General features: G+C 62.0%; 9 protein-coding genes and 1 pseudogene. 7 read left to right on the top strand and 3 right to left on the bottom strand.

Features of this window, described 5'->3' with window-relative positions:
• Positions 1-198: 198 nt before the first annotated feature.
• Positions 199-1,218, bottom strand: coding sequence for an AraC family transcriptional regulator (locus ACZZZP_RS09665; protein WP_463382544.1), 1,020 nt, complete (start codon positions 1,216-1,218; stop codon positions 199-201).
• Positions 1,219-1,224: 6 nt separating this feature from the next.
• Positions 1,225-2,947: pseudogene (gene aceK / locus ACZZZP_RS09660) on the bottom strand (bifunctional isocitrate dehydrogenase kinase/phosphatase).
• Positions 2,948-3,186: 239 nt separating this feature from the next.
• Between aceK and ACZZZP_RS09655 the strand changes: the two are divergent.
• The 3 genes from ACZZZP_RS09655 to ACZZZP_RS09645 all read left to right on the top strand — a co-directional run bounded on the left by ACZZZP_RS09655 (position 3,187) and on the right by ACZZZP_RS09645 (position 7,313).
• Entirely contained in the window at positions 3,187-3,738 is a 552-nt protein-coding gene (locus ACZZZP_RS09655; protein ID WP_463382542.1) for an RNA polymerase sigma factor, read from the top strand.
• Complete coding sequence (locus ACZZZP_RS09650; protein WP_463382541.1) at positions 3,735-4,679, top strand: FecR family protein; 945 nt, start codon at positions 3,735-3,737, stop codon at positions 4,677-4,679. Before ACZZZP_RS09655 ends, ACZZZP_RS09650 begins: the two co-directional genes overlap by 4 nt.
• A gap of 111 nt (positions 4,680-4,790) precedes the next feature.
• A complete protein-coding gene (locus ACZZZP_RS09645) occupies positions 4,791-7,313 on the top strand; it encodes a TonB-dependent receptor (RefSeq protein ID WP_463382540.1) in 2,523 nt (840 codons plus the stop codon).
• Here the strand turns inward: ACZZZP_RS09645 and ACZZZP_RS09640 are convergent.
• Positions 7,310-8,236, bottom strand: coding sequence for a LysR family transcriptional regulator (locus ACZZZP_RS09640; protein ID WP_463536468.1), 927 nt, complete (start codon positions 8,234-8,236; stop codon positions 7,310-7,312). The two genes, ACZZZP_RS09645 and ACZZZP_RS09640, sit on opposite strands and share 4 nt — an antisense overlap.
• Before the next feature lie 106 nt (positions 8,237-8,342).
• Between ACZZZP_RS09640 and ACZZZP_RS09635 the strand changes: the two genes are divergently transcribed.
• The 4 genes from ACZZZP_RS09635 to ACZZZP_RS09620 all read left to right on the top strand — a co-directional run bounded on the left by ACZZZP_RS09635 (position 8,343) and on the right by ACZZZP_RS09620 (position 12,884).
• The gene (locus tag ACZZZP_RS09635; protein ID WP_463382538.1) at positions 8,343-10,106 is read left to right on the top strand and encodes an amidohydrolase; all 1,764 of its coding nucleotides are present in this window, start codon (positions 8,343-8,345) and stop codon (positions 10,104-10,106) included.
• Between the two features lie 102 nt (positions 10,107-10,208).
• Positions 10,209-10,943, top strand: coding sequence for a TorF family putative porin (locus tag ACZZZP_RS09630; RefSeq protein ID WP_463382537.1), 735 nt, complete (start codon positions 10,209-10,211; stop codon positions 10,941-10,943).
• A 118-nt stretch (positions 10,944-11,061) separates the two neighbouring features.
• On the top strand, positions 11,062-12,444 hold the full coding sequence (locus ACZZZP_RS09625; RefSeq protein ID WP_463382536.1) for a substrate-binding domain-containing protein: 1,383 nt from the start codon (positions 11,062-11,064) through the stop codon (positions 12,442-12,444).
• A 254-nt stretch (positions 12,445-12,698) separates the two neighbouring features.
• Positions 12,699-12,884: a hypothetical protein gene (locus ACZZZP_RS09620; protein WP_122498311.1), complete on the top strand. Its 186-nt coding sequence runs from the start codon at positions 12,699-12,701 to the stop codon at positions 12,882-12,884.
• Positions 12,885-12,941 lie beyond the last annotated feature (57 nt).

The raw sequence follows: 12,941 nt of genomic DNA, 5'->3' as shown, positions 1-12,941 counted from the left end.
AGTGTTGTTGTGCCCGCATTGTGGGCACGCAACCGCGCTGGCGAGAACGCTGGCAGTGGCCAAAAGGGGATCGAAATGGCCAATTTGGTTGGCCGAATACAGAACACAAGCTCGAGGCTAAAGCCTCTCCTACAGGACGGCTTCGGTTCCCTGTAGGAGAGGCTTTAGCCTCGAATCCTGGAAAAGAAAGCGCCAGAACTAAACGCGAAAATAACTCGGCGGCTGCCCGCTCCAGCGCTGGAACGCATGGCGTAACCCTGCGGTTTCGCTGAAGCCGAGCAGCTCGGCGATGCGGTAGATGGGCAGATCGCCCTGTTGCAGCAGCTCTTTGGCGCGACTGAAGCGCAGCTCGTCGAGCAGTTGCTGGTAGCTGGTGTGTTGTTGCTGCAAATAGCGCCGCAGGCTGCGGGCCGAGCAGTTCATGTGCCGCGCCAGTTCGTCGAGATTCGGCGGTTGCTGCAAGCGCTCGGCCAGCAGCTCGCGCACACGCTCCAGCCAGGCGCGGCTGGCGGCCAGTTCGGCGTTCTGCCGGCGGCATTGGTCGAGCATTTCCTGGTGGGTGATCGGGTCGGCCAGCGGCAGCGCTGCATCAAGCCAGCGGGCGGCGAAACCGATGGCGTTACGCGGTTGGTCGAAGTGCAGCGCACAGGCAAAACAGTCGCGGTAGGCCTGACGCCGTTCAGGCGTGTCGCCGTAGTCAAACTGCACGGCCTCCAGCGGCAACGGCTGGCCGAGCAGGTCGGCGCACACCACGTTCAGCGAAGCCAGGCAAAGCTCGACGTTGAACGGCCGCAGCGCTTCGTCTTCGCCATAACCGGTGGCCACCAACCAGGCGACGTCGCCTTCGCGCACCAGGCTGAGGTTGAAGTAAGTGCCCAGCAGCACCGGGTAGCTCAAACCAATGCGCAGCGCTTCCCCAAAAGTCGGCGCCGAGAGCAGCGCGTAACCGAGCAAACCATAGGCAGAAATACGGGTGCGCACGCCCAGTTGCAAGCCCAACGCCGGCTGCGCGCTCAGGCGCAAGGCGTTGGCGAACACCTGCTGTTCCTGGCCTGGGCCAATCAGGCGTTTCATGCCGCGCAGGTCGTCGGTGGAAATGCCGCTGCCTTCGAGCACGGTCTCGGCGGCGTGCCCGTGGGCCTGCAACAGGCTCACGGTGAGCGTCGACATATGCAGCGAGTTAAGCCACGAGGAGCGGGAGAAAATCGCCTCTGCCATGGGCAGTCAGTTCAGTTGCTCTTTGCGCCGATACGGGAACACGTCGATCACCTTGCCGGCGCGAATCGCGTCCTGAAGGCTCTTCCAGTAGTCCGCGTTGTACAGGTCGCCATGCAGCTCGCTGAACAGCTTGCGCTGGCCCATATCGGCGAACAGGAACGGCGGGAATTCCTCAGGGAATACGTCCAGCGGCCCAATCGAATACCACGGCTCGGAGGACATTTCGTCTTCGGGATAACGCGGTGGCGGAATGACGCGAAAGTTAGCTTCGGTGAGGGCGCAGATTTCGTCGTAGTCGTAAAACACCACGCGGCCATGGCGGGTGACGCCGAAGTTTTTCAGCAGCATGTCGCCGGGAAATATGTTCGCCGCCGCCAGTTGCTTGATGGCCAGGCCGTAGTCTTCCAGCGCTTCGAGCACCTGGGCTTCGTTGGCGTGTTCGAGGTAGATGTTCAGCGGCGTCATACGCCGTTCAGTCCAGCAGTGGCGCACCAGCACGGTTTCGCCTTCCAGCTCGACAGTGGACGGTGCCACTTCCAACAGCTCGGCCAAGCACTCCGGGTCGAATTTGGACTTGGGAAAACGGAAGTCGGCGAATTCCTGGGTGTCGGCCATGCGCCCTACCCGGTCGACGCTTTTCACCATGCGGTACTTCTCGATCACCGTGGCGCGGTCGACGTTTTTCGACGGCGAGGAATTTGTCTTTGATGATTTTGAATACGGTGTTGAAGCCCGGCAGCGTGAACACGCTCATGACCATGCCGCGCACACCGGGCGCCATGATGAAGCGGTCGTCGGTGTTGGCCAGGTGGTTAATCAGCGCGCGGTAAAACTCGGACTTGCCGTGTTTGTAAAAGCCAATCGAGGTGTACAGCTCGGCGACGTGCTTGCCCGGCAGAATGCGTTTGAGGAAACCGACAAACTCGGCGGGAATCGCCACATCGACCATGAAGTACGAACGGGTGAAGGAGAAGATGATCGACACTTCCGCCTCATCGGTAATCAGCGCGTCAATCTGAATACCGCGCTCCTCGCGGTGCAGCAGCGGAATCACTAGGGGCCACTGTTCATCGCGGGTGTAAATGCGCCCCACCAGATAGGCACCTTTGTTGCGGTACAGCACCGAAGAAAACAGCTCGATGCACAGCTCCGGGTCTTTGCACACCCAGTCCGGCAGGTTGGCGCGCAGTTGGCCTTCCAGGCGCGCCAGGTCACGGTTCAAGTCTTCGTAGGGCACGCTGAATTGGTAGTCGGTGAACACCTGCTCAAGCATGCCGGCCAGGTTCACTTGCGGCATGTAGGTGCGGGTTTGCGCCCCGCGTTCGTGGCTGCGCAAGGACGGCCGCGTGGTGTGAATAAACATGCAGCCGTCGCTGATCAGGTCGTGGCTGAACAGACCGCAGAAAATCGAGTTGAACCAGGTTTCGGCCAGTTCGTCGTCGAAGCGGCTGTCGATCAGGTTGATGTAAGCGCTTTTCACCAGCGGCCACAGGTGCACGTCGAGCAGCACTTCATCGGCGTGGGCCTGGCGCAAGCGCAGGCTGACTTCGTGCACTTTCTCTTCGTACAAATTGATGCGCGCCGCCGAGGCCTGCTGAATTTCCTGCCATTGCGCCTGTTCGAAGCGAGCGCGGGCGCCGTCGGTGATCTGTTTGAAGTGCTCGCGATAGTCATCGAAGCCGTCGAGGATCAACCGGGCGATATCGGCGGCGGGCCATTGCTGGGGCATAAGAAACTCTCGGCAGTGAAGGTCGGCAGGTGAAGGTCGGCTGCGTTTGAAAGCGGCAACGAAAGCGGCAACGAACGCCGAGCTTAGCCAGATGCCGCAACAAGAGAAAGCGGCGCGGCAAGAAAGTCATTTGTACGAAACAGAGAATTTCACCGAAACACATTTCGCACGAGACAAATGCTAACCATTCTCGATAACATCGCCGCGCCCTGCTCCGCCGCTCACCGAAAAGGACGCTCATGTCTCGCCGCCACCCCGACCCTGAAGACGCGCACACGTATCGCAGCTTCTATGCGGACATCCTGCATTACCTGCGCAAACGCACGGATAACGCCAGTGATGCGGCCGACATGACCCAGGACGTATTCACCCAATGGCTGGGCTATCGCGACCAGGCCAGCGTCGAGCAACCGCGCGCGTTTCTGTTTCAAATGGCGCGCAATTTACTGCGCGATCATTGGCGTAAACAGAAGGTTCGGCATTCGGTATTTGCCGAGCACAGCGCGCAGCCCAGCGAGGTCGAGGTGCACGTGACGCCCCTGCACAGCAACGAGCCGCTTGCCCGCGCCCAGCAGCAGCAACATCTGGAACGCCTCAGCACCGTGCTGGACGAACTCTCGCCGCGGCGCCGCGAAGCCCTTATGCTGCATCGCTTTGATGGCTTGAGTCAGGCGCAGATCGCCGACCGCATGGGAATTTCCGTAAGCATGGTGGAAAAACACATCGCCTTCGCCCTGCTGCATTGCAAGCGCCGGCTGGAGCAGGACCACACTCAGGAGCCGGCGCAGTGAACGCGCCCGCCGATAACCCGGGCGACGACAGCATCGACGCCCAGGCCGCCGAGTGGTTCAGCCGTAACCGAGGCAGCAACCCCGACCCGCAAGCCTTCGCCCAGTGGCTGGCCGAACCGGCACATGCCCGCGCCTATGCCGAGTTCGAAGCCCTGTGGGCTGAGCTGGGCGAACTGCGCGGCGCGCCGGCGCTTCGCCCAGCCCGTCGTCGACGTGGCTGGCGGCCGGCGCTGGCCGTTGCCGCCGCGCTGCTCTGTGCCCTGCTGGCCATGACCCTCGGCGCGCCACACACCGTGTTCAGCCAACACATTGCGGCGCAGGCCAAGGGCGTTCGTGATGTTCAATTGCCCGATGGCAGTACGTTATTCGTCAACGCCAATACCCGGCTGAGCATCGATTTCACCGCCCACCGTCGCGACATCCATCTGCTCCAGGGTCAGTTGTATATCGAGGTGGCGCCCGACAAAGAACGGCCGCTCTGGGTGCACTCCGGCGAAGCGCAGGTGCGCGTGGTGGGCACCGGCTTTGACGTGCGGCGCGGCCAGCGGCAGTTGGTGGTGACCGTCGCCCATGGCCAGGTTGCGCTGATCCCGACGGCCGATGCCACGCCCACGCTGCTCAGTGCCCAGCAGCGCGCCAGTTACGACTACCGCAGCGGCCGCGTGCAGCAAACGCTGCTCGATGCCAGCCAGGTCGCCGATTGGCGCAGTGGCCATTTGGTGTTTCGCAACCGCGACCTCGCCAGCCTGATCGACGAGTTGGCGCTGTACCGCGACCAGCCGGTGCAGTTAAGCGATCCGGCGTTAGCCAACTACACGGTGTCCGGCAGTCTGGACGTCAACGACCCGGACGCTCTGCTGCGCGCGCTGCCGGCCTTGCTGCCGGTGAGAACGGTGATTCTTGGCGACGGACGCGCCAAGATCGAGCCACGAAAAAAATAGATGCGAATATTTGTTATTTGCATATGAGGGTTTTGCTCCGTGCCGCGTCTTCCTCCCGTCTGCATCGTCCGTGCAGGCCAATTTTCGGCAATTGCCACCTTGGGGGAAGTCATGTTTCGCGTGCACCACTACGTCCAAAGCCGCTACGCCCGCCCATCGCTGCTGGCCTTGTGCGTGGCCTTCAGCCTGCAAGCCCAGGCGCAGACATTCAGCCTGAACCTGCCCGCCCAGCCGCTGGCCGTCTCCCTTAGCCAAGTGGCGCAACAAACCCAGGCGCAGTTGCTGTTCGACGAAACTGTGCTGCGCAACGTGCAGGCGCCGGCCCTTAGCGGCCAATTCAGCCCCGACGAGGCCATTCGCCAATTGCTACGCGGCAGCGCGTTTACCCTGGTGAAGGTCGATAACACCTACGTGGTGCGCGCCAGCGAAGTACCGGCCACGGAACAGGGCATCAGCCTCGGCGCGTTGAGTATTGTCGGCGACGGCGCGCAGGTGGATTCGGCGACAGTCGGCCGTTCCACGTTAAGCCAGGTTGAGATCGACCGCCGCCAGCCCAACAACATTGGCAGCCTGCTTTCCACCTTGCCGGGCGTCACCGCCGGCGGCTCGCCAAAGCCGGGCGGCCAAACCTTGAATATCTGGGGCATGGGCGATGCCGAAGACGTGCCGTTAACCCTCAATGGCGCGCCCAAATCCGGCTTTGAGCGCTACCAGCAAGGCACCATTTTCATCGAGCCGGAGCTGATCAAGAGCATCGAAGTGGAAAAAGGCCCGCACTCGCCCTTCACTGGCAACGGCGGCTTCGGCGGCACGGTGAACATGACCACCAAGGACGCTCCCGACCTGCTCGAACAAGGCCGCGACACCGGCGCCATGCTCAAGTACGGCTACAGCAGCAACGATCATCAGCAGATCTACACCGGTGCGACGTATGGCCGTACCGAAGACGGCATGATCGACGCGCTGGTGTATTACACCAAGCGCGACGGCGGCGACCTCAAGCTCGCCGATCAACGTCCCGACCCGGATAACCGCTACCCGATCAACCCCAAGCGCTTGCCCAACTCCGCGCAAGACCTGGACGCCGAACTGTTCAAACTCAACTTGCACCCCAACGATGAGCACAGCCTGGGCCTGTCTTACACCCGCTCGAACAGCGAGCGCATGACGCCGTTTTCCTCCAACAGCTACCCCACGCCGCCAATCGCCACCAACATCCGCCTGTACGGTTATGAAGGTGCCCTGCGCCGTTTGCTCGCCGACCGCACCACGGTCGACACCACCTGGTCGGCCAAGTACGAATACCAGCCGCTGGACAACCCGTTGGTGGACCTGGAGCTGAGCTACTCGCACTCCAAAACCGAGCAGACCGACGAGCGCGGCGAAAACGCCTTCTACCAGCCCGCCACGGGTGGCCGAAAGATGGACACCTCGTACCGCGACGATGTCATCGAACTGCGCAATACCAGCCTGTTCGACACCGGCCCGCTGGCCCACGCCGTCACGGTTGGCAGCCAACTGCGCAAGCACAAACGCGACACCCTGATGTACATGCCCGGCAGCACCTACAACCGACCGCAGTACAACTACGGCTACTACCAGCCGGGTTTTATGCCGCGCGGCGAAGTCGACAGCCAGGGTCACTACATCAAAGACGCCATCACCCTGGGCGACCTGACCCTCACGCCATCGCTGCGCTTCGACCAAGTGCGCAACGACGGTAAAAAGAACCTGGCGCCGCTGTACAACACGCCAGGCGTCCACGACTACAGCAGCCAGACCTACAGCGGCTGGTCGCCGCGCCTGTCATTATTCTGGGCGCCGCTGCCGCAGGTGGGCTTCTTCGCCGACTACAGCAAAACCTGGCGCGCGCCGGTGATCGACGAACAGTACGAAGTGCAAAGCGCCACCAGCACCCGCAACCGCACCAGCCGTGATTTGGACCCCGAGCGCATCACCGCTTTGCGTGCCGGCACCGTGCTGTCGTTCGACATCGGCCGCGCCGACAACCTGCAAGTGCGCACCACCGTATTCCGCAACGAAATCAAAGACGAGATTTTCAAAAACCTCGGCGTCGACTGTGAAAACCAGTCCATTAACGGCGGCTCCCTGACCGCCCGCTGCGGCGCCGGCAACCGGCCGATCTACCGCAATATCAATGGCTCGACCATCAAGGGCTTCGAGGTCGAAAGCTTCTACGACTCCACTTGGGTGTTCGGCTCGCTGAGCTATTCGTGGATGACCGGCAAACACGACGGTGCCTACCTCAACCCCTGGGGCCCCGACGTGTGGGCGCGCGATATTCCATCACCAAAATGGAACGGCACCCTCGGCGCGAAGATCGTGCCGCTGGATATGCAAGTGGGCTGGCAAGCCGAGTACGTGCGTAAAACCGACCGCGTACCCAGCGACGACTGGGCCAGCGATTCCCCCTACGACGAGGCGCAGAACGACAGCTACGCCGTGTTCGGTGTATTCGCCAACTGGAAACCGCGCCAACGCGGATTGAAAGGCACCGAGGTAAACCTCACCGTCGACAACATTTTCAACAAGGACTACATCCCGCAACTGAGCGGCGACAGCGTGCGCAGCCAAGGCCGCAACGCCAAAGTCAGCGTCACTCGCTTCTTCTAAGCCGTTCCATCCAACCCACGCTGGGCCAGAAACGCAGCGAGAAAATCAATAAACGCCTGCACCTTGCCGGTGGCGCGGCGGTGGCTGGGGTACACCGCCAGAATGTGCGGGCCGAAGGCGTCGGGATCGATGTCGTAATCCGCCATCACGCGTACCAAACGGCCCTCGGCCAGGTACGGCACCACGCTCCATTCCGGCGTATGCAGCAGGCCGGCGCCGGCCAGGGCGCTGGCCAACAACAGGTCATAGTTGTCGCTGCGCAGCCGCGTATTGGTTGGGTGCGCCAGGGTCAGGCGCTGGCCGTCGCGCTCGACAAACCATTGATACTTGTCCAGCGCCGGGTGCTGATACACCAGCCATTGGTGCTCACTGACGCTGCTCGGCGTCAGCGGCTCGGGATGTCGTTCCAGGTAGGCCGGGCTGGCACAGATAAAAATGCGATTGCGCCCCACACGGCGAGCAATCAGGCCGGGCAAATCGCTGTGGCCTTCACGCAACGCCAGGTCATAGCCGCTTTCCACAAGGTCGACAAAGGCATCGCACAAATCGATGTGCAGGGTCAGTTGCGGGTACACCGTGAGAAAGCCTGCGCACACTTCATCAAGAAACGCGCGCCCAAACGCCAGCGGCGCGGTGATGCGTAAATTGCCGTGCAGCCCGTGTTGCAACTGGCCAATTTCCTCACCCACTTCATGCAGGCGCTGCAGCACTTGCCGTGCTGTTTCCGAGTACAACCGCCCTGCTTCGGTCAGTACCGTGCGCCGCGTGCTGCGCTCGAACAGGCGGCTGCCCAATTCGGCTTCCAAGTGACTGACGGCCTTGGTCAGCGCCGACGGCGTTTTGCCTAACTGCTCGGCCGCACGGCTGAAACTGCCGTGTTCGGCAGTGGCCACAAACATGCCGAGGGCACTGAGCTTGTCCATACAGTTTTTCCTGTCAGGCAAAAGGGTTTTGCGCGGCGCAGCCGTTCTGCCCGCCAAGCGCAACCGCTAGTCTCGCCACCAGACCAATAAATACAAGGGGTTTCCCATGAAAAGGTTCATTCCGAACCTGCTGGCGTTGGCGGTGGCTTTTTCCTCGATGGAATCGATGGCGGCTGCTGATCTGGTGTTGTTCAACGGCAAGGTGTTCACCGCCGAAAGCAGCGCGCCCAAGGCGCAAGCTGTGGCCGTGGAGAACGGCAAAATTTTGCAAGTGGGCAGCGACGCTGAGATCCAAGCGCTTGCCGACAGCACCACCACCGTCATTGACCTCGGCGGCAAAGCCCTCATGCCCGGCATGATCGACGCCCACTCCCACGCCGTGTTCGGCGGTCTGGAGATGGCCTCGGCGAATATGGCCGATGAAGTCGTACCCCTTGAAGAATTGGAAAAACGCCTGCAAGGCTGGCGCGCCAACGGCAAAGCCGGGCACGGCGCGGTGCTCGTTGTAGCGGGCATGAACTCGGCCTACTGGGCGCAGGCCGAAGCCCTGCGCGAACGCTTCAACGCTGGCGAATGGGCCGACCAACCCATCGCCTTTATGGGCAGCGATCACCACACCGGCTGGATCAACGCCGCCATGCTCAAGCGCGCCGGCATCGACGCCGCGCTGATCAAAAAGCTGCCGGCCGCCGAAGCCGACACCGTGGGCAAACGCGCCAACGGCGAACCCAACGGCTTTCTGGTAGACGCCGGCTGGGACCGTGCCGCCGCTGTGCTGCCGCCGCCGAGCGAGGCCGTGATGTTCAAGGCGGGGCAAACCGCCGTGACCTACAACAACAGCCTGGGCATCACCGCCTGGATGGACCCCGCCGCCAACGCCGCGCCTGGCGAAGCGGTGTTTGCCATGAAGCCCACGGAAAAATCCGTAGGCGTGTTGCCGGTGTACAAAGCCCTTTCAGAAAAAGGCCAGCTGACGGCCCACGTCGCTGCGCTGCTGGTGGCCAACGGCAAAAGCCGGCCGAGCGACCTCGATGTGCTGGCCAAGGTGCATGACCAATTCCAAGGCATCCCCAACCTGACGCTGCCCGGCATCAAGATTTTCGCCGACGGCGTGCTCGAATACCCGGCACAAAGCGCGGCCTTGATTGACCCGTACAACAACTCGCAAAAACGCGGCGAGCTGTTGATCGACCCGGCGCATTTCGGCGAGCTGGTCAGCGCCATCGACGCCCGCGGCTGGCTGGTGCACATCCACGCCATCGGCGACCGCGCGGTGCGTGAATCGCTGAACGGCATCGAGCAGGCGCGCAAAGACCGGCAAAGCGGTATCACCCATTCGATTACGCACTTGCAGCTGGTCAATCCGAAAGAATTTGCCCGCTTCAAACCGCTGAACGTGATCGCCGCCATGCAGTTGCTGTGGGCCGCTGGCGACGAATACACCATCGACATGGTCAAGCCCTACGTCAGCGCGTTTGCCTTCCGCTACCAATACCCGGCGCACTCGCTGCTTAAACAAGGCGCCACCATCGCCGGCGCCAGCGACTGGCCGGTGTCGAGTCCGAGCCCTTGGCTAGCCATCGCCCAAGCCATCAGCCGCGAAGGCGTTGAAGGCGTGCTCAACGCCGACGAACGCATCGACCGCGACACCATGTTCTACGCCTACACCCTCAATGCGGCGCGCACCATCGGCCTGGAAAAACAGATCGGCTCGCTGAAAGCCGGCAAGGCCGCCGACTTCGTCATCCTCGACCGTGACGTGTTCACCGTGGACGCCAAAGCCTTGGGCGAAACGCAGGTGCTGGCGACGTATTTCGCCGGCAAGCAGGTGTACGCCGCCGAAGCAAAAACAGCCGCACCGTCCCTGTAGGAGCCAGCTTGCTGGCGAACCCTGAAAACCTCGCTTGCGGCGTTTCCAGGGTTCGCGACAGAGGTCGCTCCTACCTAAAAAAAACAACGTCGGGATCACACCATGAAGCACGTTTTGCTCGCAGGCCTCGCCCTGTTTCCGCTCCTCAGCCAAGCCGCCATACCGTTGAATGACGACTTCGCCGTGCAGGTCGACCTGACCCTGGCCAGCGACTACCGCACCCGTGGCATTTCGCAAACCCAGAACGACCCCGCCGCCCAAGCGGGCGCCACGCTGCTGCACAGCAGCGGCCTGTACGCCGGTGCCTGGACTTCGAATGTGGACTTCGGTTTCGGCCTGAAAACCCGGCAAGAAGTGGACTACTACGCCGGCTGGTTCTGGCAGGCGACCGAAGACGTGAGCCTGGACGTGGGCTACCTCAAATACGCCTATCCCAAAGAAGGCCAATTCAACCAGAGCGAGGCCTACGGCATCCTCAGCGCCTATGGCTTCAAGGCGGCGGCCTACTACTCCAACGACGCGCCCAACATCGTCGGCAAAGACCAAGACACCCTCTATACCTACGTTGGCTACGAAACCACCCTGCCCGCCGACGTCGGCCTGCTGCTGCGCTACGGCCGCATGGACTTCAAAGACCCGTTGTACTGGTCGCGAAATGGCACCGGCAGCGATTCATACCGCGAGTGGGAAGCCAAACTCAGCTACGAGCTGTTCGAGCTGAAATGGGGCCTGAGCTACATCGACACCGACCTCTCGGACGATCAGTGCGCGAGCAATTACGGCTTTACCGACACCTGCGGCGCCACGGTGGTAGCGAGCGTCAGCAAGTCGTTCTGATTGGCGTGTTTGTGCCTTTGCTTTCGCACGGCAAAGGCGCACCCGCTGTCACTTTCCTGCAACCTTTCCGACTTATTCTCCGGGCACTTTCCACCGCTCTAGAATAAGGTCCTGCCGCATGCCGCGCGCCCCTGCTGTAACCGAACGTGATACTTGGATTCGCACCGTCACCTTCCTGGTTCTGGGTTTTATCTGCTACGCCTTGCCGTGGTCCATATTCGCCGCGCTACCCGCCACTGCGGGCGACGCGCCGGCGTTGCGCATCCAGGGTTCCAACACCATCGGCGCGAAATTGGGCCCCGCCCTGGTTAAAGGTTTGCTGGAACAACAGGGCCTGAAAAACGTGCGCGCCGAACCCACCGGCAATGACAACGAACAGCGCCTCAGCGGCCAGAACGCCAAAGGCCAGAACGTGGTCATCATCGTCGCCGCCCATGGCTCGGGCACCGGCTTTGTTGCCCTCAAAGACGGCAGCGCCGACCTGGCCGCTTCGTCACGTCCGATCAAAGACAGCGAATACGCCGACCTCGCCGGCCTGGGTGATTTGAAAGGCCGTGGCGCCGAACACATCATCGCCATCGACGGCCTGGCCATCATCCTGCACCCCAGCAACCCGCTTAGTGCGTTGAGCACCGAGCAACTGGCGCAGATTTTTTCCGGCGACGCGAAAACCTGGGAAGCCCTGGGCGGCCGTGGCGGCGCCATTCACCTGTACGCCCGCGACGACAATTCCGGCACCTACGACACCTTCAAGGAACTGGTACTGGCCAGCCACGGCAAAACCCTGAGCCCCGGCGCCAAGCGTTTTGAGTCCAGCGAACAGCTGTCCGATGAAGTGGCCAAAGACCCGGCCGGCATCGGCTTTATCGGCCTGCCCTACATCCGCCAAGCCAAAGCCGTGGCCATCGCCGACGGCGACTCGCAGGCCATGCCGCCGTCCACCAGCCTGATCGCCACCGAAGACTATCCGCTGTCGCGCCGGCTGTTCTTCTACCTGCCGCCCGAGGTGAAAAACCCATGGGCCGACGCCCTGGTGAAATTCGCCCAGAGCCCCGAAGGCCAGGCCATCGTCGCCAAAACCGGTTTTATCGCCCAGACCGTGCAAGCGATCAAAGTGGCGCCCACCGCCGACATGCCGAAGAACTACCAAGACCTGGCCCGCGACGCCCAGCGCCTGTCGGTGAACTTCCGCTTCCAGGAAGGCAGCGCCAACCTCGACAACAAATCGCACTACGACCTGCAGCGCGTGATGGACTACCTGCGAGACAACAACAAGCTCAACCGTCAGGTCGTGCTGCTCGGCTTCGGCGACCCCAAAGCCGACCCTTCGCGTGCCGCGTTGCTGTCGAAACTGCGCGCCATGACCGTGCGCCGTGAACTGGCCAAACAAGGCGTAATGTTCCGCGACATCGACGGCCTCGGCGACGAGCTTCCGGTGGCCGCCAACAGCGCCGAAAACGGCCGCATCAAAAACCGCCGCGTGGAAGTGTGGGTGTACTAAACCGCTGCAGCTTTAGCGTTTGCAGGAATCGCGGCTAAAGCCGCTCCCACAGGGAACGCACAATCTGTGGGAGCGCACCATCTGTGGGAACGCACAATCTGTGGGAGCGGCTTTAGCCGCGATTGGCCGGGCCTGCAAGCGCATTAAAAACATCGCGCCGCATTGCCACTGTCGCCTTTAGTGCAATTGCGAGCCCGCACCCGCCCCGTTACTCTTCGCGCTGCGGCGCCGTGGGCCGCGAACAGGGAGCGGTGATGAACAACGTGCATGTCGAGTATGTGAAGCTCCGCGGGCAGCAATGCTGGCGCGTGCGTATCGGCTATCGGGGTGTGACCTTTCAGGAAGAATTGGCCGCCCGCACCTTCGCCGCCCAACTCCATCAACGCCTTGCCTGGCTGCGCGCCAACCACGTTGAGCAGGATCCCTCCGAGCACGATTAGCGGACCTTCCGCAACCCTTTTAAGGCCCGCCAACAGCGCGGCACTCATCCTAGATAT

This window comes from Pseudomonas sp. AC211, assembly GCF_979258055.1.
Note: the sequence above shows the minus strand (reverse complement) of the source record. Positions and strands in the feature narration are given on the sequence as shown.

Bases quoted from the DNA above. Each gene is read 5' to 3' on its own strand.
- ACZZZP_RS09655 (WP_463382542.1), top strand. From the start codon at position 3,187: ATGTCTCGCCGCCACCCCGACCCTGAAGACGCGCACACGTATCGCAGC.
- ACZZZP_RS09640 (WP_463536468.1), bottom strand. From the start codon at position 8,236: ATGGACAAGCTCAGTGCCCTCGGCATGTTTGTGGCCACTGCCGAACAC.
- ACZZZP_RS09630 (WP_463382537.1), top strand. From the start codon at position 10,209: ATGAAGCACGTTTTGCTCGCAGGCCTCGCCCTGTTTCCGCTCCTCAGC.
- ACZZZP_RS09635 (WP_463382538.1), top strand. From the start codon at position 8,343: ATGAAAAGGTTCATTCCGAACCTGCTGGCGTTGGCGGTGGCTTTTTCC.
- ACZZZP_RS09625 (WP_463382536.1), top strand. From the start codon at position 11,062: ATGCCGCGCGCCCCTGCTGTAACCGAACGTGATACTTGGATTCGCACC.
- ACZZZP_RS09620 (WP_122498311.1), top strand. From the start codon at position 12,699: ATGAACAACGTGCATGTCGAGTATGTGAAGCTCCGCGGGCAGCAATGC.
- ACZZZP_RS09645 (WP_463382540.1), top strand. From the start codon at position 4,791: ATGTTTCGCGTGCACCACTACGTCCAAAGCCGCTACGCCCGCCCATCG.
- ACZZZP_RS09665 (WP_463382544.1), bottom strand. From the start codon at position 1,218: ATGGCAGAGGCGATTTTCTCCCGCTCCTCGTGGCTTAACTCGCTGCAT.